Source organism: Gluconacetobacter diazotrophicus PA1 5 (assembly GCF_000067045.1).
Classification (GTDB): Bacteria; Pseudomonadota; Alphaproteobacteria; order Acetobacterales; family Acetobacteraceae; genus Gluconacetobacter; species Gluconacetobacter diazotrophicus.
In genome coordinates, this window is the sequence record NC_010125.1 from 1,518,242 (window position 1) to 1,539,977 (window position 21,736).

18 protein-coding genes, 1 tRNA gene and 1 pseudogene are annotated in these 21,736 nt (G+C 67.0%); 8 read left to right on the forward strand and 12 right to left on the reverse strand.

From position 1 onward, the window contains the following. Positions 1-148 precede the first annotated feature (148 nt). Positions 149-1,324 carry an MFS transporter gene (locus GDI_RS07175; protein ID WP_012224872.1) on the forward strand — a complete coding sequence of 392 codons (1,176 nt, stop codon included), beginning with the start codon at positions 149-151 and terminating at the stop codon, positions 1,322-1,324. Between the two features lie 12 nt (positions 1,325-1,336). Here GDI_RS07175 and GDI_RS07180 read toward each other — a convergent pair whose 3' ends face one another. Genes GDI_RS07180 through GDI_RS07200 form a run of 5 tightly spaced genes read right to left on the reverse strand, consistent with a single transcriptional unit; the run spans position 1,337 to position 8,957 of the window. Beyond that, positions 1,337-2,722, reverse strand: a complete 1,386-nt coding sequence (locus tag GDI_RS07180; RefSeq protein WP_012224875.1) for a sensor histidine kinase — start codon at positions 2,720-2,722, stop codon at positions 1,337-1,339. Beyond that, a complete protein-coding gene (locus GDI_RS07185; protein ID WP_012224879.1) occupies positions 2,719-3,417 on the reverse strand; it encodes a winged helix-turn-helix domain-containing protein in 699 nt (232 codons plus the stop codon). The genes GDI_RS07180 and GDI_RS07185 overlap by 4 nt, the downstream gene beginning before the upstream one ends. Further along, positions 3,405-6,500 (reverse strand): efflux RND transporter permease subunit, encoded by a 3,096-nt coding sequence (locus GDI_RS07190; RefSeq protein ID WP_012224882.1) that lies wholly within the window; start codon positions 6,498-6,500, stop codon positions 3,405-3,407. The genes GDI_RS07185 and GDI_RS07190 overlap by 13 nt, the downstream gene beginning before the upstream one ends. Before the next feature lies 1 nt (position 6,501). Then, positions 6,502-7,665 (reverse strand): efflux RND transporter periplasmic adaptor subunit, encoded by a 1,164-nt coding sequence (locus GDI_RS07195; RefSeq protein ID WP_012224885.1) that lies wholly within the window; start codon positions 7,663-7,665, stop codon positions 6,502-6,504. Further along, positions 7,662-8,957, reverse strand: a complete 1,296-nt coding sequence (locus GDI_RS07200) for a TolC family protein (protein WP_012554199.1) — start codon at positions 8,955-8,957, stop codon at positions 7,662-7,664. Before GDI_RS07200 ends, GDI_RS07195 begins: the two co-directional genes overlap by 4 nt. A gap of 169 nt (positions 8,958-9,126) precedes the next feature. Here GDI_RS07200 and lepA point away from each other — a divergent pair, with 169 nt between their 5' ends. The 4 genes and pseudogenes from lepA to GDI_RS07215 form a co-directional block, all read left to right on the forward strand. Further along, the gene (lepA, locus tag GDI_RS07205; RefSeq protein WP_012224887.1) at positions 9,127-10,932 is read left to right on the forward strand and encodes a translation elongation factor 4; all 1,806 of its coding nucleotides are present in this window, start codon (positions 9,127-9,129) and stop codon (positions 10,930-10,932) included. A gap of 128 nt (positions 10,933-11,060) precedes the next feature. Further along, positions 11,061-11,151: transfer RNA gene (locus GDI_RS07210), tRNA-Ser, on the forward strand. A 156-nt stretch (positions 11,152-11,307) separates the two neighbouring features. Then, positions 11,308-11,466, forward strand: a complete 159-nt coding sequence (locus GDI_RS20615) for an Arm DNA-binding domain-containing protein (RefSeq protein ID WP_407635490.1) — start codon at positions 11,308-11,310, stop codon at positions 11,464-11,466. A gap of 73 nt (positions 11,467-11,539) precedes the next feature. Continuing rightward, positions 11,540-12,199: pseudogene (locus tag GDI_RS07215) on the forward strand (IS256 family transposase); the annotation flags it as partial. A gap of 102 nt (positions 12,200-12,301) precedes the next feature. On the opposite strand, the gene GDI_RS07220 reads toward GDI_RS07215, so the two are convergent. From GDI_RS07220 to GDI_RS07240, 5 genes are all read right to left on the reverse strand, one after another. Further along, positions 12,302-13,225: a DUF6328 family protein gene (locus GDI_RS07220; RefSeq protein WP_012224891.1), complete on the reverse strand. Its 924-nt coding sequence runs from the start codon at positions 13,223-13,225 to the stop codon at positions 12,302-12,304. 80 nt (positions 13,226-13,305) lie between these two features. After that, positions 13,306-13,959, reverse strand: coding sequence for a hypothetical protein (locus GDI_RS07225; RefSeq protein ID WP_012554200.1), 654 nt, complete (start codon positions 13,957-13,959; stop codon positions 13,306-13,308). A 359-nt stretch (positions 13,960-14,318) separates the two neighbouring features. Continuing rightward, complete coding sequence (locus tag GDI_RS07230; protein WP_012554201.1) at positions 14,319-14,492, reverse strand: hypothetical protein; 174 nt, start codon at positions 14,490-14,492, stop codon at positions 14,319-14,321. Positions 14,493-15,064: 572 nt separating this feature from the next. Continuing rightward, positions 15,065-15,244 (reverse strand): hypothetical protein, encoded by a 180-nt coding sequence (locus tag GDI_RS07235; protein WP_012224897.1) that lies wholly within the window; start codon positions 15,242-15,244, stop codon positions 15,065-15,067. Between the two features lie 69 nt (positions 15,245-15,313). Then, positions 15,314-15,874, reverse strand: a complete 561-nt coding sequence (locus GDI_RS07240; protein WP_012224898.1) for a type 1 glutamine amidotransferase domain-containing protein — start codon at positions 15,872-15,874, stop codon at positions 15,314-15,316. 329 nt (positions 15,875-16,203) lie between these two features. Between GDI_RS07240 and GDI_RS07245 the strand changes: the two genes are divergently transcribed. Next, positions 16,204-17,529, forward strand: a complete 1,326-nt coding sequence (locus GDI_RS07245; RefSeq protein WP_012224900.1) for an MFS transporter — start codon at positions 16,204-16,206, stop codon at positions 17,527-17,529. On the opposite strand, the gene GDI_RS07250 is transcribed toward GDI_RS07245, so the two are convergent. Beyond that, the gene (locus GDI_RS07250; RefSeq protein ID WP_012554202.1) at positions 17,511-18,542 is read right to left on the reverse strand and encodes a zinc-dependent alcohol dehydrogenase; all 1,032 of its coding nucleotides are present in this window, start codon (positions 18,540-18,542) and stop codon (positions 17,511-17,513) included. The genes GDI_RS07245 and GDI_RS07250 overlap by 19 nt on opposite strands. A gap of 15 nt (positions 18,543-18,557) precedes the next feature. Continuing rightward, the gene (locus tag GDI_RS20145; RefSeq protein ID WP_012224902.1) at positions 18,558-19,178 is read right to left on the reverse strand and encodes an ABC transporter permease; all 621 of its coding nucleotides are present in this window, start codon (positions 19,176-19,178) and stop codon (positions 18,558-18,560) included. Between GDI_RS20145 and GDI_RS07260 the strand changes: the two genes are divergently transcribed. Next, positions 19,132-20,097 (forward strand): aldehyde dehydrogenase family protein, encoded by a 966-nt coding sequence (locus GDI_RS07260; protein ID WP_231854245.1) that lies wholly within the window; start codon positions 19,132-19,134, stop codon positions 20,095-20,097. The genes GDI_RS20145 and GDI_RS07260 overlap by 47 nt on opposite strands. After that, complete coding sequence (locus tag GDI_RS07265; protein ID WP_012224905.1) at positions 20,094-21,689, forward strand: GMC family oxidoreductase; 1,596 nt, start codon at positions 20,094-20,096, stop codon at positions 21,687-21,689. The genes GDI_RS07260 and GDI_RS07265 overlap by 4 nt, the downstream gene beginning before the upstream one ends. Positions 21,690-21,736 lie beyond the last annotated feature (47 nt).

The following is a 21,736-nucleotide window of genomic DNA, read 5'->3' on the forward strand; positions in this document are numbered from 1 at the left end:
AGTCCATGGACCAGATCCCCAGGGCCGCGTAATTGATCAGACAGGTCTCCGCCAATCCCGGGGCGGTTCAGTCAGCGATCACTGCCCGGCACAGGGCCCGCGGACTGCCTGGCCTCCAAATGAATCCGAACAAGGAGAAGAGGTCGTTTTGTCGAAAGCCGAATATTCGTCCGGTCCTGCACTGTTGTCCCTGGCGTGCGGGGCATTCGCGATCGGGGTGACCGAGTTTACACCCATGGGGTTGCTGCCCGTCCTGGCTGACGGGGTCCATGTCAGCGTGCCCAAGGCAGGCAGCCTGATCAGTGCCTATGCCTTCGGCGTGATGGGGGGCGCGCCTTTCGTCACCCTGCTGCTGGCGCGCTATCCGCGCAAATATGCGCTGATCGGGCTGATGATCCTGTATGTAATCGGAAATCTGACGTCGGCGGCCAGTGCCGACTATGCGCAGTTGCTGTTGTCGCGGATCCTGACCAGCATGGCGCACGGGGCGTTCTTCGGGTTGGGGGCCGTGGAGGCGGCAAGCCTGGTCGCGGCCAATCGCCGGGCCAGTGCGGTGGCCAGCATGTTCATGGGGCTGACCGTCGCCAATATCTTCGGCGTGCCGGCGGCGACGTGGCTGGGCGATACGTTGGGCTGGCGCAGCGCGTTCGCCGCCATTTCGGTGCTGGGGGCGATCGCGGTGGCGGCCCTGTCCCTCGCCCTTCCATTGGCCGAGGCCGGCCCCAGGCCGGACGCAGCGGCCGAGATGAAGGCCATCATGCGCCCGAATGTGTTGATGGCACTGGGCGTCACGGTGATTGGCGCCGGGGCGATGTTCGAACTCTACACCTATATCGTGCCGATGCTGGAGCATATCACCCGGGCGGGGCCGGTCCTGACGACCCTGGCGCTGATGCTGATCGGCGTCGGCTTCAGCATCGGAAACGTCATCGGCGGCCGTGCGGCGGACCGGTCGCTGGCCGGGACATTGCTGACGTGCTTCCCGATCCTCGGCGTGATCATGCTGGTCTTTCCCTTCGCGGCCCAGACGCCAGCCGGTGCGCTGATCGGGGTGCTGCTATGGGGGACCGCCAGTTTTTCCCTGATGCCGGCCTTGCAGATGCGGACCATGCAGGCGGCGCACGATGCGCCGGGCCTGGCGTCGTCGGTCAATATCGGCGCGTTCAATCTGGGCAATGCCCTGGGGGCGGCCTTGGGCGGAACGGTTCTGTCCCTGGGGTTCGGATATCCGATGGTTTCGGCTGCGGGACTGGGAATCAGCCTGCTTGGTGTGGTGCTGGTTCTGCTGTCCCGTGCGGGGCGTCTGTCGCCGCAGGCCGGATAAGGCGTCCGGAGGTCAGCAAGTGGCTTCTTCTTCTTCAGAAAAAGAGGCCACGTCCTTCACCGCCACACGCACCCGAAATTCCCCCGGAACGGGTGATGCAATGTCCAGCCGCGCGCCCATCTGGCCCGCGATGCTGGCCACGATGGCCAGGCCCAGCCCGCTGCCGTCCGCCCCGCTGCCGCCGCGCACGAACGGTTCCGTCAGGTGCCCCAGGATATCGGGCGGCAGGGGCGCGCAGTCGTTGATAATCTCGACCACGCCCCCACGGGTCAGCATGACGGTGATGGGGGTGCCGGGCGTGCCGTGATGGGCGGCGTTTTCGATCAGGTTGCGGAACAGGATGCCCGCCGCGTCCATGTCGCCGCGCACGAACAGCGCCTCTATCCCGTCGCAGGTCACGATGACCTCGCGAAAGGCGGGGGGCATGTCCTGGAATTCCTCGGCCAGGATCTGCAACACCGCGACAAGGTCGAACCGGTCGTCGGCCATCGCCGCGCCCGACGAGGCGCGCGAGAGCTGCAGCAGCTTTTCCGTCATCCGGCCCAGCCGGCGGATCTGCGCGATCATGGCGGCGGCGCGGGCGGGGGCCTCGGGTTCGTGCAACTGCTCGCGCAGCATCTGCGCCTGCCCCAGCAGGGCGCCGATCGGGTTGCGCAGTTCGTGCGCCGCGTTGGCCGCGAACGCGCGTTCCGACGACAGCGCCTTCTTCAGCCGGTCCAGCAGCGAATTGACCGCCGCATGGATGGCCGACAGTTCGCCGGGCAGGTCAAGCGCTGGAATGGGCGCCAGGTTGCCGCCGCCGCGCACGCGGATTTCGGCCTGCAGGTCGGTCAGCGGGCGCAGGGCGCGACGCACCACCCAGCGCACCAGCAGCCACACGCAGGGCAGGAACACCACCATCGGCAGGACCGAAATCAGCGTCGCCCGCCGCACGGCCTCGCGCCGGTGGAAGGTCGGCTCGCCCACCAGGATGGTATGCCCGCCATCCGACGATTTCACGACATAGACGCGAAAGCGCGGCCGGTCATAGAAACCGGGCCGCAGCGACGGCACGAACACCGAAGCCGGCGCGTTCTGCGACCGCAGCACCAGATGCCCGTCCGCGGCCGCGATCTGGTAGGCCAGGGTGCGCGGCCCGACCTGGGGCAGCAGGGCCACGTCGCCGGCTGTGCCGCCATGCGGGCGGGGGGCCACGGCGGCAATGACGAATTCCAGCCGCTCGGCCACTTCCTGAAGGGAATTGTCCAGCCGTTCCGTGACCTCGTAGCGCGTGAAGCCGGCGACCAGCACGCTCAGCAGCATCAGGCAGCCCAGAACGACCACCAGCACCCCGGCCATGATGCGGGTGGCCAGGCTCCATCGTCCTCCGGTGGGGCGTCCCCCGGCGGGGCGCGTCACGCGCCGTCCTCGCGCGCCAGGCGATAGCCACGTCCGCGCACCGTCCGGATCAGCCCGGCCCCGACCTTCTTGCGCACGCGGCTGATGAAGACCTCGATCGCGTTGCTCTCGATTTCCTCGCCCAGGCCGTAGAGCGCGTCCTCGATCTGCTCGCGCGAGCAGATCGCGCCGGCGCGGCGGGCCAGCAGTTCGATCACCGCCCATTCGCGCGCCGTCAGGTCCACTTCCGCGCCCAGGCGGGACAGGCGGCGGCGGGACAGGTCGATCTCGACCTCGCCCAGCGCCAGGCGATTATCGACCAGCGCGACATAGCGGCGCGACACGGCATCCAGCCGCGCCAGCAATTCGTCGAAATCGTAGGGTTTGACGATATAATCGTCCGCCCCGTCCGACAGGCCGGCGATGCGGTCGCTGATCTGGTCCTGCGCGGTGGTGATCAGGATCGCCATCGCGGACCCGTTCCCCCCCAGGCCGTTTCCCCCATGACCATTTCGGCGGATCTCGCGTAGCAGGTCGCGGCCGCTGCCGTCGGGCAGGCCCAGATCCAGCAGCAGGACGTCATAGGATGCGGCGGCCAGGGCGGCACGGGCATCGCCCAGCGTGGTGAACCAGTCGGCGGCATGCCCGGCCCGGCGCAGCCGTTCCTGCACGGCCGATCCCAGCGGGGCTTCGTCCTCGATGATCAGGATTCGCACCGGTCATTCCGCTCCCGCATGACGCGCGCATAAAGCGACGGCAGCACCAGCAAAGTCAGCAACGTGGACGATACCAGTCCCCCGATCACCACGGTGGCCAGCGGCCGTTCGACCTCGGCCCCGGCACTGGTGGAAAACGCCATGGGAAAGAAGCCCAGGCTGGCCACCAGCGCGGTGGCGATCACCGGCCGGAACCGCTCTTCCGCCGCTTCGAACGCCGCGCGGGCCACGTCCATTCCCGTGCGGCGCAGATGCTGGATGGCGCTGACCAGCACCACGCCGTTCAGGATCGCGACGCCGAACAGGGCGATGAAGCCGATCCCGGCCGAAATGCTGAACGGCAGGCCGCGCACCGTCAAGGCGATGATTCCCCCCGTGGCCGCCATCGGCAGGTTGACGAACACCAGCATTGCCGCCCGCACCGACCCCAGGGCCACCACCAGCAGCGCGAAGATCAGCGCCAGCGCGATCGGCACCACGATATCCAGCCGCGCCATGGCGGATTGCAGGTTGCGGAACTGCCCTTCCCACGTCAGGCGATAACCGGGGGGCAGGTGGATCTTCGCCGCCACCGCCGCCTGCGCCGCCGCGACGTAGGAACTCAGGTCCCGCCCGCGCACGTTGGCCTGCACGATCAGCCGGCGCTGGATCCGGTCGCGGCTGATGCGCGGCGGTCCGTCCACGACGGAAATCGTCGCCACCTGCGACAGCAGTACCGTTCCCCTGCCGTCGGCGCGGCGCACGCGCAGGCGCGCGATCTGCCCGCGTGACGCCGCCTGGGCGGGGTCGAAGCGGACCTGGGTGTTCATCACCGCGTTCTCGACGATGACGGGGCGGCCGATATGCCCGCCCACGGCCTCGACCGTGTCCAGGATGTCGGCCATCGGCACGCCCAGCCGCGCCGCGCGGTCGCGGTCGACATCGACATGGATGAAGGGCAGCGTGCCGTCGCCCTGCGGGGCCACGTCGGCGGCGCCGGGCACGCCCTTCAGCACCGCCGCCACCTGGTCGCCCAGACGGGACAGCATGTCCAGGTCGGGACCGTAGATCGACACCGCGATTTCGCTGCGCACGCCGGACAGCAGGTCGTCCATGCGCATCTGCACCGGCTGGCTCCAGGAAAACTGCGCGTCGGGCAGTTGCGCGCGCAGGGTGGCGTCGATGGCGGTGACCAGCCCCTCCTGCGTGTGGGCGGTGCGCCAGTGCGACGGGTCCTTCAGGAACACGAAGCTGTCGGTCTCGTTCACCCCCATCGGGTCGGTGGGAATCGCCGAGGTGCCGGTATTGCTGACGACGGTGGCGACCTCGGGGAAGCCCATCAGGATCTGCTCCTCCTTCCGCACCGACTGCAGCACGGTGGGTAGCGACGCACTGGGCAGGCGCGTGCTGGTGACGACCAGCGCACCTTCGCCAAGCTGGGGGATGAACTCCCCGCCCAGCCGCGTGGCCAGGAAGACCGAGACAAGGAAGATCGCGGCCGTCGCGCCGAACAGCCGGCCGGGATGGGTCTCGCCCCACAGCACCATCGGGCCGTAGCCGCGGCGCAGGGCCGCGACCAGGCGCGTGTCGCCGTGCGCGGGGGCCCGGCGCAGCGCCAGCGCCGCGATCACCGGCACGCAGACCACGCAGTACGCCAGCGAGGCCAGAAGCGCCATGATGACGGTCTGGGCCATCGGCCGGAACATCTTGCCCTCGATTCCCTGCAACGTCAGGATCGGCAGATAGACCATGACGATGACCAGGATGGCGAAGGTCACGGGCCGGATTACCTGCATGACCGAGGACACGACCAACGTCCGCAGGTCCTCCGTCTCGCCCCTCTGGCGGTGGGCCATCAGGTTTTCGACCACCACCAGCGAACTGTCCACGATCATCCCGAAATCGATCGCGCCCAGGCTCAGCAGGTTGGCCGATATGCCGAACTGCCGCATGCCCGCCATGGCGCAGACCAGCGCGAAGGGAATGACCGAGGCAATGACCAGCGACGCCCGCCAGTCCCCGATCACCACGACCAGGACCAGGACCACCAGCGCCGCGCCGATCAGCAGGTTCTCGCGCACCGTGGCGATGGTGCGGTTGGTCAGGTCGGACCGGCTGTAATACGGGTCCAGCGTGACCCCGGCGGGCAGGGTGCGCCGGATGCCCGGCAGCGCCGCGCGGATCGCGGCCAGGGTCGCATCCGAACTGGCGCCCATGCGCATCAGCACCACGCCGTTGACGATCTCGCCATCCCCGTCGCGCGTGACCGCCCCCAGGCGGGTGCGCGGGCCCATCGATACCGCGCCCACGTCACGCAGGCGGATGGCCGTGCCGTCCGGGTTCAGCCGCACCGGCAGGGCGGCGAAATCGTCCAGGCCGCGCACCAGCCCCCGCCCGACGACGATCTGCTGTTCCGCGTGGTGTTCGATCCAGCCGCCGCCCGATGCCGCGTTGTTGCCGTCCACGGCGCGATAGACGTCGCTGACCGACACGCCGTAGGCGACCAGCCGCGCCTGGTCCAGCGCGACCTGATAGGTCTCCTCGGCCCCGCCATTGACGTTCACGTCCACCACGCCGGGGACCAGCTTCAGTTGCGGCACCACGGTCCAGGTCATCAGCCGGTTCAGGTCCATCAGGGACGGGCGCGCCCCCCCGTTGCGGACCTGCCCCCTGATTTCGATCTGCATGATCTCGCCCATGCCGGTGGCCAGCGGCCCCATGTTGACCGACAGGCCGGGCACGGCGATCAGCGACCGGGCCTGCTGGATGCGTTCGTTGACGCGGGTGCGGTCCAGGTCGATGTCGGTGTCGTCGTCGAACTGGACGTAGACCACCGACACGCCGGAACGCGAAACCGAACGCAGGTCGTTCATGCCCGGAATGCCGGCCATGCTGGTCTCGATGGGAAAGGTGATCAGCCGCTCCACTTCCTCGGTTGCCAGGCCCGGGGCGGTGACCGACACCAGGACCTGCCGGGGCGAAATGTCGGGCACCGATTCCACCGGCAGGCCGATGACCGCGGCGATGGCCGCCAGCATGATCGCCAGCGCACCCTCCAGGACGACGAAGCGGTTCGCCTGCAGAAACGTCAGGACGGCGTGCATGTCAGTCCCCGCCCAGGCCGGCCAGCAGCAGGATGGATTTCAGCGCGAAACTGCCCTGGGCCGCGACCGGCTGGCCCGCCGACAGGCCCGACAGGATGACCGTGCCGCCGCCGCTCTCCAGCCCCACCGTGACCGGAACGGGGCGGAAGATCGTGGCCCCGGCGCTGTCGGTCCCGGCGCGGACGAACACCACGTCGCGGCCCTCGACCTGCTGCACGGCCTCGGACGGGACGACGATGCCCGTGGCGCGGTCGTCGGTTTCCAGTTCGGCCTCCAGCATCATGCCGGGGCGCAGCGCGCCGTCCGGGTTGGGCACGGCGCTGATCACGCGCACCAGTCCGGTCGCGGGTGACGCCATGCCGTCGATCGTGCCGATCCGCGACGCCAGGCGCCGCGTGCCCAGGATGGTGGTCTGCGCGCCACCCTGCACCAGCCGCGCCGCGTCCTGCGGCGGCACGTCGGACACGATCCAGACCCGGGACAGATCGACCAGCATGGCCGCGGTCTGGCCCGCATTGATGTCGCCCCCGACCGCGACGCCGACCGATTGCACCGTGCCCTCGACCGGCGCCAGCAGGGACGATGTCTCGTCCTCGCCCTGGCCGCTGCGCTCGGTGACGGAGTTGAATTCCTCGTGGAAGCGATGGGTCATGGTGCCGACATCGGCCTGCCGCGCCAGGACGGTGTTCCGGGCCTCCTGCAACACCGCCAGGCGCCGGCGGGTCTCGCCTTCCGATACGGTGCTGCCGGACAGGTCCCGCGCGCGGCGCCAGGCGACATAGGCCTCGTCGCGCGCGGCCAGGGCGGCATCCAGCGCCGCGCGCATCTGCACCGCCTGCAGGCGCGCGACATGCAGCGAATGATCCAGGTAGTCGACCAGCACGGCATCGCGGGCGACATGCTGGCCCGCCATCACATGGACCCGCAGCACCTTGCCCGATCCCACGGGCTGGATCGGCACCACCCGGCTTTCGTCCGGCACCACCCGGGCCAGCGCCGGCAGCACGCGCGACAGGGTCCCGGCCCGGGCGGCCACCACCACCAGCCCCTCGTTACGCTGGGCTTCCGCCCCCATCGTCACCGGGGACAGGCCGCCGGGCGCGTCCGCATGGGCCGGGCCACACAGGACGGCCAGCAGCAGGAACAGCGGGCAGGCCCATTTCATGGTGTCATGCCCGATGCAATCGCGGCCCGCACGATGGCGGCGTGCCACCCGACATCGGCCGCGTTCAGGGACAGGATGGCGTTATAGGCGGCCTGCCGCGCGCGCAATGCCTCGATCAGGGTCGTTTCTCCTACCTGCCAGGACCGTTCCATCTCATCGGCGCGCCGGTTCAGCGCGCCGGCCGATGCCCGGGCGCTGTTCAGGGTCGTGCCGGCGGCGTCCAGCCGGGCGCGCACCTGCGCCAGTTCCACCCGCACCATGCGCCGCGCCTGCACGTCCTGGCTGTTGGCCGCCGCCAGCTTGTTCCGGGCGTCGGCCATCATCGGCACGCTGCGGGCCTCGCTGGGCAGCGGAACGGTAATGTTGACGCCCACCCGGTTGTCCCACGGGCTGCCGTACTGGCCTTCATGGATCGCGCCGACGCCGATCTCGGGATTGGGCATGAAGGACGCCCGGGCCAGCCGCACCCCTTCCTCGGCCGCCATCACGCCCCGGCGGGCGGCGCGCACGCGCGGATCGTTGTCCTCGATCAACTGGGGGGTATCCAGGCGCGTGCGGGCCAGGAAGCGTGCGTCATAGGACAGGATATCGGGCAGGCCGGGGCGGCCCAGCAAGGTTGTCAGCGCCGCTTCGGCGGCATCGACCTGTTCCTGCGCCAGCCCGATTTCGGTCCGGGACGCGGCCAGTTCGGCGTCGGCGGCCTGCTGGTCGGCCCGGGGGGATTCCCCGCCCCGCGCCGCCCGGCCCACGGCGGCGTCGATCCGCTGCATGATGCCCAGCATGGACAGCGCCAGGGCATGGCGCCGCTGGGCGATCACCAGCGTGCCGGTCGCCTCCAGCACCCGCACCGCCACCGCCATGTGCTCGACATTCAGCCGCTCCTGGATGGTGGCGGATTCGGCCTGCGCCACCCGCGTGGTCGCGGTGCCCTGCCCGGGCAGCCACAGCGGGACCGACACGGTGCCCTGATAGGTCGTGTAGCCGATATTGCTGCCGATGAAATGATCGTCGAAATACTGCGCCGACACGACGGGGCCACCGGGAAACCAGGATTTCGCGGCATCGGCCCGCGCATCGGCGGACTCGCGGTTCGTGCTCAGTTCCACCCGGACCGGATCGGCCGTCCAGGCGGCGGTGACCGCGTCATGAAAGGACAGCCCGCCCGCCCGCGCGGCCGGCGCCGTCCCGATGGCGGCGGCCAGGGCGGCGGCCACGATGACGGTCCGCCTGCCGGCGGCGCGGCGCGCGGCACCGCGTCCCGGGTGGTCGTGGCCTTGGCAAGCGCTGTCCATGCATCCGTCCGCACGATCCGGACGGCCCGATGCCATCCCTGCCGGACAGGCGATCTAGCACACGAAGCTGACAGGACCCTGAACGACCCCCGGACGGGGGCAGGGCAGGGGGTAGAAATTCGCATCATGCCCGCTGACTTTCGCGGGTTTTTGGCCTATGTCTCCGCCCATGACCGACACACCGCTCTCGCTGATCCGCAATTTCTCGATCATCGCCCATATCGACCACGGCAAGTCGACGCTGGCCGACCGGCTGATCCAGGCCTGCGGCGCGCTGACGGCGCGCGAGATGACGAACCAGGTCCTGGACAACATGGAGCTGGAGCGCGAGCGCGGCATCACCATCAAGGCGCAGACGGTGCGCCTGTCCTACCCGGCCAAGGACGGCAAGACCTATGTCCTGAACCTGATGGACACGCCGGGCCACGTCGATTTCGCGTACGAGGTCAGCCGGTCGCTGGCGGCGTGCGAGGGATCGCTGCTGGTCGTCGATGCCTCCCAGGGGGTCGAGGCGCAGACGCTGGCCAACGTCTACCAGGCCATCGACGCGAACCACGAGATCGTGCCGGTGCTGAACAAGGTGGACCTGCCCGCCGCCGAGCCCGAGCGGGTCAAGGCGCAGATCGAGGAAGTGATCGGCATTCCGGCCGACGACGCGGTCGAAATCTCGGCCAAGACCGGCCTGAACATCGAAGGCGTGCTGGAAGCCCTGGTGACGCGCCTGCCGCCGCCGGTCGGTGACGAGAGCAAGCCGCTGCAGGCGCTGCTGGTCGATAGCTGGTACGACCCGTACCTGGGCGTGATCATCCTGGTGCGCATCAAGGAAGGGCGCCTGCGCAAGGGCTCGCGCATCCGCATGATGTCCAACGGGGCGGTCTATCACGTCGATCAGGTGGGCGTGTTCGCGCCGCGCATGGTCCCGGTGGACGATCTGGGCCCGGGCGAGATGGGCTATATCAACGCGGCGATCAAGACGGTGGCCGACTGCAATGTCGGCGACACGATCACCGACGACCGCCACCCGGCCGAACGCGCGCTGGCCGGCTTCAAGCCGTCGATCCCGGTGGTGTGGTGCGGCCTGTACCCGATCGACGCCGACGATTTCGAAAAGCTGCGCGACAGCCTGTCGAAGCTGCGGCTGAACGACGCCTCGTTCCATTACGAGGCCGAGACCTCGGCCGCGCTGGGCTTCGGCTTCCGCTGCGGCTTCCTGGGGCTGCTGCACCTGGAAATCATCCAGGAACGGCTCAGCCGCGAATTCAACCTGGACCTGATCGCGACCGCGCCGTCGGTGGTCTATCGTCTCTACCGCACCAATGGCGGGATGGAGGAACTGCACAACCCCGCCGACATGCCCGACGGCTCGGTGGTGGAAAAGATCGAGGAACCGTGGATCACGGCGACGATCATGGTGCCGGACGACTATCTGGGCGCGGTGCTGACCCTGTGCTCCGAACGGCGCGGCATCCAGAAGGACCTGACCTATGTCGGGACCCGGGCGATGGCGGTCTATCGCCTGCCGCTGAACGAGGTGGTGTTCGATTTCTACGACCGGCTGAAATCGGTCTCGCGCGGTTATGCCAGCTTCGACTACCAGATGGACGGGTACGAGGAGAGCGACCTGGTCCGGATCTCGATCCTGGTGAACCAGGAACCGGTGGACGCGCTGGCCTTCATCGCCCACCGCTCGGCGGCCGAAAGCCGGGGCCGGTCGATCTGCGCCAAGCTGAAGGAACTGATCCCCCGCCAGTTGTTCAAGATCGCGATCCAGGCCGCCATCGGCAGCCGCGTGATCGCGCGCGAGACGATCGGCGCACTGTCCAAGGATGTCACCGCCAAATGCTATGGCGGCGACATCTCGCGCAAGCGCAAGCTTCTGGAAAAGCAGAAGGAAGGCAAGAAGCGCATGCGCCAGTTCGGCAAGGTCGAAATCCCGCAGAGCGCCTTCCTGGCTGCGCTGAAGATGGACCACTGACCCGCCCCACCCGTCCCGGAACCAGGACTCGGCGCCACCCGCATTCCCCCTTGCGCCACCCGGAAATGCTGGTATGTTCCGCGCCCAGACGACGCCCCTGCCCAACAGGGGCCACTCGTCCCTGCGCCGGAGAGATGGCCGAGCGGCTTAAGGCGCACGCTTGGAAAGCGTGTGTGCGTTAATAGCGTACCGTGGGTTCGAATCCCACTCTCTCCGCCATTTACTGATGACCGCCAGCGTCAAGCATTGACACACCCCCCGGAGATCTGCGGTTTTTCTGTCACGTGTTGCGACACGGAATGACAGCGAGATACGGGGAATGACGCATATGGTGGGGGTAGTTCTGGGGGTAGCACGTGCTTGGCGGGGGTATCGTTGTTAAGCGATGCCGCGATACGGCGGGCCAAGCCGCAGGACAAGACCTATAAGCTGTCCGATTCTGGCGGCCTTTTCCTTTTGATTCAACCGAATGGCTCTCGCCTGTGGCGGCTGGGGGGCGGACGGCGCTGGTCCAGCGCCAGCAGGCGGTCATGACCCTCGGCCGGTCGTATGCGGTCGCGGGCAAGTTGGCCGTCGCTTACGAGCATAGCGCGGCCGCTGATCCCCCGCCCTGGGCGTGCGCGCCGACGGCACGAAGGAGGTCCTCGGCCTGTGGATCGAGCAGAACGAAGGCGCCAAATTCTGGCTCCGTGTCATGAACGAGCTACGCCATCGTGGCGTCGAGGACATCCTGCTGGCCGTGGTCGACGGGCTCAAGGGCTTTCCCGACGCCATCCGTGCCGTCTTCCCCGAAGCCCTGGTGCAGACCTGCATCGTGCATCTGCTGCGTCATTCGCTGGATTTCGTCGCCTGGAAAGACCGCAGATCCGTGGCCACGGCATTGAAGGATATCTACCGGGCGGTGGATGCCGAAGCCGGAAAAGCGGCCCTCGCCGCCTTTGCCGAAAGCGCCTGGGGCCGGAAATACGCGGCGATCGTCCAGTCCTGGGAGCGGGCCTGGGAAGAGGTCATACCCTTCTATGCCTTTCCCGCCGAAGTCCGGAAATTGATCTACACCACCAATGCCATAGAGGCGCTGAACGCCAAACTGAGGCGGGCCGTCCGGGCCAGGGGGCATTTCCCCAATGACGACGCGGCCCTCAAGCTTCTCTTCCTGGCCTTGAACCGGGCCGAGAAAGAATGGACTATGCCGCCAAGGGAATGGTCCATGGCAAAAGCACAGTTCGCCATTCTCTTCGGTGACCGCTTCGCCCGCGCCACCGTCTGATCAACAACGTAAACAACGCCTCGCACACGAAATTCCTGACAGTCCCTCTCCGCCACGCCATACAAGGCTCTTAGCCGCAATATCGGATAGATATACCTTCCGTCAGGCGGCTGACCGCCGCGCGGCCATCGGCCATATGAACCACAGGCCGATCAGGACGAATATCGAGGCCACCGCCACGGTCAGGCCGATAGTGCGGGAACCGATGATGCGCGTGGCCACTACGTAGCTTTCCCCGGACAGGCCGAGGGCCAGCGGCACCAGCGCGGTTGCGGTCAGGCCCCCGCCGATGCGCAGAAGCCGTTCGGTGTTCTCGCCCGCCCAGACGATGCGGTGAAGCGCGGCCGGCATGATCAGCAGGATAACGGCCATCGCCACGCACAGCAGTGCCCCGCCGTGCACCAGGCGCGACGGGGCAGGAAGTTTCTCGAACGCGGTGGTCAGGACCATCGTGAGCTGGAACCCCAGAAGCGCCTGCGCGCCCGGCAGAATGACCCGTGCCTCGGTCAGCATCTGTTCGACCCGTGCATGCAGCGGGGCGACGTCGCACAGGTTCTGCTCCGCGCGTGCCGTCTGCCGTTCCGGGACACCGGTCCGTTGTCTCATCAGCATGCCTGCTCCGTACCAGCCGGCCAGGGCCGCGGCGGTCAGGCCCGTGCCGGCCATGATCCCTGTCCGGAGGCCGCCGCCCGTTATAGGGTCGGTCGCGATCGCGACATCCAGACCGAAGGCGGCGGCGAAGGGCAGCAGCGCCGCGGCGGCCAGGCGGCCGATCAGCATATGGATGCGCCCGGTGCTGCGGCCGTGCTCCGCGATGCGGTGAAACGCGGAAGGGGCGATCAGCAGGCCCACGGTGACCAGCATCAGGCCCAGCGCCCCGGTCGCCATGATACGCGCGGGCGGGGGCAACGTATCGAACCGCTCCTGAAAGGCCGCTTGGTATTGAAAGCCGAGAAGAATCTGTGCGCCCAGGATCAAGGTGCGCGCCTCATCCAGCGCCGTCTTCACCCGGTCGTGCAGTGCCATTTCAGGTCCTCGGCGGCCTGCCGGGTGCGACCCTCAGGTTTCTTCACCCGGCCGGTCCCGTTTCGATCGTCGGCCGGGATCTAGAAAGCGTCCCGCTGCCGACTGCCGATCGCGCCGGACACGCAGGAAATGAGGGCCCCGACAAGCATGGAAAAGAACGTATAGAGCGCGAAGGACGAGACGGCCTTCCGGGTGACATCGGCAATATGCCTGGCCTTTGCGACGGCGTCCTTTTCGCTGGCAATCGCCTGGTCCAGCCGTTTTCCCGCGTCCTCGGGCGAAATGCCCGTGCGGGCGGCGATCATCTGAACCAGATAATCGTGATCTGCCGGCGTGACGTCGCCGGTGGCGGCGGTGGCCAGGATCCGTCCCGCCTCGGATTTCACGTCCTGGCTGGAAGAGGACGTATTCGGCTGGGACGTGCGAAACAGGGTATCAAGCATGTAGTCGCTCGGATTCGAGGCCGCATGGGCGATCGCACCGGCGCCCAGGCTGCCCGCCGTCTGCGTGGCGGTCTTTCCCACGGACCATGCGCTGGAACCCACCAGTCCGACGATCAGCACGGCGGCGACCGCCCAGGCGACGAAACCGGCCGCCGTGTCGCGAAAGGTGACCTCGTGACGATGAACGTCGCCCAGGGCGGGGCGCAGCCGACCGGCAAGATATCCCCCGAAGAACGAGGACACCCACTGCACGACGATCAGCCAGATGGCGGTCACCACGGTAAACGTCATGCCGGACGGGTTGTTTCCGGAAACAGGCGAAACCCACGCCAGGCCCAGACCCGAGCCAAGTGATAGAAGCATGATGGCCACTGCCGTTGCGACGATGGCCCCCGCGAGAACGGCTGCCCACGATATCCCCGCACGCGGTGATACTGCAGCCACATCATCCCTTGCGATGGGCATGGCGGATTCTTTCAATGATAAAAGAGAAGAAGAAGAATGATGAGCGGAATGGGAACGCCCAGCAGCCAGAGCAGAATTGGCATGGTATGATCCTTCTGTGAGGATTGTGCCAACGTGCCATCTTCTTCGAAGTTCAGTGAAAAATCCTGCCATTCATGAAAAGGCCTCCGCCGGACGCCGATGCGTCATGGGGGGCCGTCGAAGCCATAGTTGCCCTTGGCACTGGGGCCGACATCGCCGTACCCGTGGCCACGGAATTTCTGCGTGCCGCGATCACCGTAATTGGGCCCGCAGGCCGCCAGCAGAAGCATGCCGGCCAGGGCCAGCACCGAAACCGTCTTCCCTGTATTGGTCGTCATCGACATATCCTTTCGCACCGGCGGTGCGCCCACCACAGAGGCGGGCACATCCGGGCCGGGCGCGGTCTGGTTTCGAGGGTTTTTGACCCGGCCGTTATTGCGGGCTGTTATCGGGTTTCAGGATCGGGGGTGTCAGCATCCGATCCGCCTCATGCTCGCCCCGGGACACGTTCAGGGATGAAGGCGACGGGGGTGTTTTCGTGTGTGGAAGGTTGTCCCCCTGCTTCGAGCCAGCGGGCGGCGTGCCGGGTTTGTGCGTGTGGGTCCTGGAAGGCTGGGAGGATGGGCTTTGGTTATTCGTGCTGGACGGGGAGGTCGGGGCGGGCTGACCCCACGCCGCACCGCTACCCGCGACCAGGGCAACTGAAAGGGGGACGAACAGAAACGCACGCATGGCTGTTCTCTTTACCTGTGTTCGAACAGAGGGTCAGCCGATGTTAACTCCCCGCGGCGCGATGGGTTCACGTTTCCGACAACATTTTCGTGATTTCATGCGTCCATCGTGCGAAAACTGCGCGATATGGACAGGATATTCTCAAATAATATCCTCGCCGGAGTTGCGCGCGGCGGTGTCACATCTGACCCGTGCCGCGGAACAGCAGGAACAGCGCAACGATGATCAGGATGATCGGCAACAGGCCCAGCCCGTTGAAGCGCCCGCCCTGCCCGCCACCATACCAGCCCGAGCGAATACCGTAGCCGCCGCCCCCGATGGCGAAGATGATGAGGATGATCACGAGAAGGGTCAGCATCGGACAACTCCGCAGGAGGGAATCCCGTTAACACTTTATGGTTCGGATTGGATGCGCCGGCGGCGCCGGTTACAGCGCGTGCGCCGCCGGCGTGTCCGCGAACAGCGTGATCATGGCCGAACAGAACGCCTTCAGGTCACCGGGATTGCGTGACGTGACCAGCGTTCCGTCCGTGACGACCGTCTCGTTCACCCATTGGGCGCCCGCATTGGTCAGGTCGGTCCGCAGGGACGGCCATGACGTCATGCGGTGGCCCGCCACGCCGCCTGCGTCGATCAGCGTCCATGGTCCGTGGCATATGGCGGCCATGGGCTTGCCGGACTCCACGAATTCCCGCACGAAGCGCACGGATTCCGCATCGATGCGCAGATGATCCGGATTCGTGGTGCCCCCCGGCAGGACCAGCCCGTCGAATTCCGACGCCGCCGCCTGGGCGACCGGGCGATCGACGTCATAGTGGCCAGCCGGATTGACATCCTCCTTCATGGCCTGGATCCGTCCGGTCTTCGGCGACACCAGGACGGTACGCGCCCCCGCATCGCGCAGCGCCTCGACCGGTTGCGTCAGTTCGACTTCTTCGACGCCGTCCGTGGCCAGTACGGCAATCGTTCTGCCATCCAACATTCCCATTGTCGTGGTCCTTCCTTGATCGGTTCGGTGGGACTTTCACGCCCCGCCCGGCCTGACTGGTGTCAGCGCCTCTCTCGGGGGCCATGTTCCCTCACATCGGTGTGAGAGCGGCACCGATGAAGAGGCGAGGGCCCGCACCGTTCCGAAGAGTACCCCGCACATTCCGGGATAGTGCCGATCATCCTGGCCTGGCCGTTCCGTAGGCCGCGGATCCCCCTCGGGACCGTTCCCCTGGCTGCGCCGTCTGTAATGATGCGATCAAAGCCGGACAAGGTCCTTCTCTTCCTGTCGCTCGTCTCCGAAAAAACAAGAAAATACCGGAGGACGTCATGCTCGCAAGGCAACGCTGGCTGATCTGCAGTCTTCTTTTTGCCGCCACGACCATCAACTATGTGGATCGTCAGGTCCTGAGCCTGCTGAAGCCGCTTCTGGAGAAAACATTCGACTGGACCGAGAAGGATTACAGTTATCTGGTGATTGCCTTCCAGGCCTGCTACATGCTCGGGTTCCTGTCTTTCGGCAAACTGGTCGACAGGATCGGGACACGTCTGGGCTATGCGGTCTGCATGGTGGTGTGGAGCGTGGCCTCGATCGGGCATGCCCTGGTCGGCGGAACGGTCAGCTTCGCGGCGGTACGCGGGCTTCTGGGATTTGGTGAATCCGGAAATTTTCCCTCGGCGCTGAAGGCGATTTCGGAATGGTTTCCCGCACGCGAGCGGACCCTGGCGGTGGGTATCGTGACGGCGGGGACCAGCATCGGGGCGATCATGGCGCCGGCGACGGTGCCCTGGCTGGCGGTGACGTGGGGCTGGAAGGCGACGTTCATTATCACCGGCCTGTCCGGGTTCGTCTGGCTGGCGGTCTGGCTTTGTCTCTATCGCATTCCCGAGGAGAAGGCGTCCCTCTCGCCGGAGGAACTGCGTTATATCCGCCAGGATACGAAACCGGACGCAATGCCGGTATTCGCGGGGCGGTGGATCGACCTGCTCCGGATGAAGGTGACGTGGGCGTTCGCAATCGGAAAGTTCATGACGGACCCGATCTGGTTCTTCATCCTGTTCTGGCTGCCGTCCTATTTTTCCGACCGGTATCACCTCAACCTGCAGCATCTGGGGCTGCCGCTGATGGCCGTTTACCTGTCGACCTCGGTGGGCAGCGTCGGGGGGGGATGGCTGTCGTCCTTTCTGGTCCACAAGGGCTGGTCGGTGGCCCACGCCCGGCGGGCGGTCATGCTGCTGACGGCCCTGCTGGTCGTGCCGCTGGCATTTTCCGCGCAGGTCGGGGCGATGTGGCTGATGATCGGGCTCCTGAGCCTGGCCGCGGCGGCGCATCAGGGATGGTCGGCGAATATCTATTCCCTGCCGGCGGACCATTTCCCCAAGGAGATCATTGCCTCGGTCCAGGGCATCGGCGGCATGGCGGGGTCGATCGGCGGGATGCTGTTCCCGCTGGGGGTCGGTGTCCTGCTCGATCATTACCGGCACCTGCACAGGATCGAGGAAGGCTATGACATCCTGTTCGTCGTCTGCGGCGGTGCGTATCTGACGGCCTGGTGCATCATCCAGGTCCTGACCCGTGATCCGCCCAGGGGCCGGGTTCTGCCCGAACCCGGCAAGGGCCAGTCCCCGCCGTCCCCTTATGTCGGCGCGATCTGAATCTTGAGCACCTCCGGCCGGTCCCTGATCGTGTCGAAGGTCTGCTGGATATCGGCCAGCGGCACGACGGTGCCGATGAAGGGCGCCACGCGGAACCGGTCATGTACCAGAAGCGTCAGCGCGTCATGGACATCCTGCCCCATGCCGGCCACAGATCCGGCCATCGACGTTTCCTTCAGGATCATGTCGACGATGCCCACGGGCACGGTGGCGTCCGGCCCGGTCAGGCCGAACGCCGCCACATGGCCGCCCGGGCGGATCAGGTCGAACGCACGCGCATACAGTGCCGGCACGCCCACGCTTTCGATCACGATATCGGCGCCGCGGCCGCCGGTATGGGCGCGCACGATGTCCTGCATCCGGTCGGGATCGGTCACCACCACGTCGGCCCCGGCCTCCGCCGCCAGCCGCGCGCGCTCGGGCGACAGTTCGACGACGATGATCGGCGCGGCCCCGGCCAGCCGCATCATCTGGACGTGCAGGTTGCCGATCGGCCCGGCCCCCAGGATCACGACCGACTGCCCGAAGGTCGCGCCCGCCTTGCGCGCGGCGCGCACGACACAGGAAACGGGTTCGGTCAGGGCCAGGATTTCAGCCGCCACGCCGGCCGGCGCCGGGACGATCTGCCGCGCCGGAATCGCGACATATTCGGCGAAGGCGCCGTCACGATGGATGCCGACCTGCCACGCCGCCCGGCAATTGAGCACCTCGTTGCGCCGGCAGTAGAAGCAGTGGCCGCATCCCACATTGATGTCGGCCACGACCCGTTGTCCCGGCTCCAGGCCGGTGACGCGCTCGCCCATCCGCGCGATCGTCCCCGTGAATTCGTGACCGGGGACCAGCGGCAGCCGGTCGGCCGCGTAGTGGCCTGCGAAAATATGCAGGTCGGTGCCGCATATACCGCAGCGATCGACCTTGACCAGCACGTCGTCGGGGCCGACCGGGGGAAGCAGCACGGCCCTGACTTCGAACCTGTGGGGGGCGACCAGGACGGCCGCGCGCATCGTATCCATGATATCCTTCGTCACCTATTTGACGACGCGCATCTTCGACCGGTCGATGGTGGTCGCGATGGCGGTGATCAGCACAAGACCGAAGAAAATCTGCTGTCCCGTCGCGGGAATGTTCAGATAGAGCATGCTGGCGCGTACCACCGCCACGATCAGCGCGCCGATCAGCGTGTTCAGCACGCCGCCCACGCCCTCGGTCAGTGGCGTGCCGCCCACCAGCACGGCCACGATCGCCGGCAGCAGAAACCCCTCCGCCAGGGTCGGCGATCCGCCCGACAGCCGGACCGAGAACATCACCCCGGCGATGGCGGCGAACATGCCGGACAGCGCGAAGGCCAGGATCTTGTAGCGGCCGACGCGGATGCCCGACGCGACCGCCACCGGTTCGGCCGTGCCGATCGCCTTGAAGATACGCCCCGCCGTCATCCGCGTCTGGACGAACCAGGCGATGGCGCCAGGGACGAGGGCGACCAGCAATTCGTGCGGCACGCCCGCGCTGCGCCCCACCATCCAGCCGAAGGCATGGCGGCGCATTTCGGCATCCATGTGCAGCGCCCGCTGGCCCGAGGCGAACTGGGCCACCGACAGGGCGATGCCGCCCACCGCCAGTGTCGAAATGAAGGACGGCACCAGCGCCACGACGCTGATTCTGGCGGATATCCTGCAGCAGGCGGGCCTGCCGGCCGGGGTCTATAACGTCGTGACCGGCGCGGGCCGCGTGATCGGCCAGGCGCTGGCCGAACATCCGGATGTGGACATGCTGTCCTTCACGGGCTCGACCGCCGTCGGACGTACCTGCGTGCAGGCGTCGGCGGCCAGCAACCTGAAGAAGCTGGGGCTGGAACTGGGGGGCAAGAACCCCATCGTCGTCTTTGCCGATTCCAACCTGGACGATGCGGCGGGCGGCGCGGCCTTCGGCATCAGCTTCAACACCGGGCAGTGCTGCGTCTCCTCCAGTCGCCTGATCGTCGAACGGTCGGTCGCCCCGGAATTCGAACGCATCCTGGCCCGGAAGATGGCGCAGATCCGGGTCGGCGACCCGCTCGATCCGCGCACGCAGGTCGGTGCCATCACGACCGCCGCGCAGAACGATACCATCCTGGGCTATATCGAAAAAGGCAAGCAGGAAGGGGCGAAGATCGTGTACGGCGGGGGGCCGCTCGATCTGGGACGCGGGCAGTTCATCCAGCCGACGCTGTTCTCGGGCGTCGCGCCGTCCATGTCGATCGCCCGCGATGAAATTTTCGGGCCCGTCCTGTCATCCTTCCATTTCGACACCATCGAGGAAGCTATCACGCTGGCCAACGACACGGTCTACGGGCTGGCCGCCTCGGTCTGGACCAGCAACCTGAACAAGGCCCTGACGGTCACGCGCCGCGTGCGGGCCGGCCGGTTCTGGGTCAACACCATCATGGCGGGCGGCCCGGAAACGCCGGCCGGCGGCTTCAAGCAGTCGGGCTGGGGGCGCGAGACCGGCGTCCTGGGGGTCGAGGAATATACGCAGGTCAAGGCCGTCCACGTGGATATCGGCCCGCGCGCGCACTGGATCGAATCATGACCGAAAGCTGTGACTATCTCGTCATCGGCGGGGGGTCGGCGGGCTGCGTCATGGCGGCGCTGCTGTCGGAAAATCCGGCGGCGCGCGTATGCATGATCGAGGCCGGCGGCCCCGATACCAATCCCCTGATCCACATCCCGATCGGCTTCGCCAAGATGACGACGGGACCGCTGACCTGGGGGCTGGCCACTGCGCCGCAGAAGCACGCCAACAATCGTGAAATCCCTTATGTGCAGGCCAAGGTCCTGGGCGGTGGGTCCTCGATCAATGCCGAAGTCTTCACGCGCGGCGTTCCGTCGGATTATGACCGCTGGGTGGAGGAAGGCGCCGAGGGCTGGGCCTTCAAGGACATCCAGAAATACCTGATCCGGTCCGAGGGCAATACGGCGCTGTCGGGCGAATGGCATGGCACGAACGGCCCGCTGGGCGTGTCCAACCCGACCTCGCCCAATCCGCTCAGCCTCGCCTTCGTGCAGAGCTGCCAGGAATACGGCATTCCGTACAATCCCGACTTCAACGGCCCCAGGCAGGAAGGGGCCGGATTCTACCAGTTGACGGTCCGCAACAGCCGGCGCTGCTCGGCGGCGGTCGGCTATCTGCGTCCGGCGCGCAAGCGCGCCAACCTGCATGTCATCACCAGGGCGCAGGTCCTGCGCATCGCCTTCGAGGGCAAGCGCGCGAAGGGCGTCGTCTATGCGGTGGATGGCCAGGTCCGGGAAGTGCGGGCGGAACAGGAAGTCATCGTCACCTCCGGCGCCATCGGCACGCCGAAACTGCTGATGCTGTCGGGCATCGGGCCGGCCGCGCACCTGCAGGCCCATGACGTTCCGGTGGTGCATGACCTGCCGGGCGTCGGCCAGAACCTGCAGGACCATTTCGGCGTGGATATCGTCGCCGAACTGAAAGATCACGAAAGCTACAACCGGTACAACAAATATCACTGGGCGGCGTGGGCCGGCCTGCAATACGCGCTGTTCCGCTCGGGTCCGCTGGCGTCCAACGTCGTGGAAGGCGGCGCGTTCTGGTATGCGGACCGCAACGCGCGCACGCCCGACCTGCAATTCCACTTCCTGGCCGGCGCGGGGGCGGAAGCCGGGGTGGTCTCGGTGCCGAAGGGCGCGTCCGGCATTACCCTCAACAGCTACACGCTGCGCCCGAAATCGCGTGGCACGGTCACGCTGCGGTCGTCCGACCCCCGGGACAACCCGATCGTCGATCCGAACTTCCTGGCCGACCCCGACGACCTGCGCATCTCGGCCGAAGGCGTGAAGATCAGCGTGGAGATGTTCCGCCAACCGTCGCTGCAGAAATACATCAAGTCGATCAACCTGTTCGACGAGATCCGGCCGACGGCCCGCACCTACGAGGACTACACCCGGCAGAACGGCCGGACATCCTATCACCCCACCTGCACCTGCAAGATGGGCAAGGACCCGATGGCGGTGGTCGATTCGCAGCTTCGCATCCACGGGCTGGACGGCATCCGCATCTGCGACAGCTCGGTCATGCCGTCGCTGATCGGATCGAATACCAACGCGCCGACGATCATGATCGCCGAGCGCGCCGCCGACCTGATCCGGGGCAATGCCTAGGCTCGGTCGGGTCCGGTAAAGTATCTAACCAGATAGTTTTCAAGAGA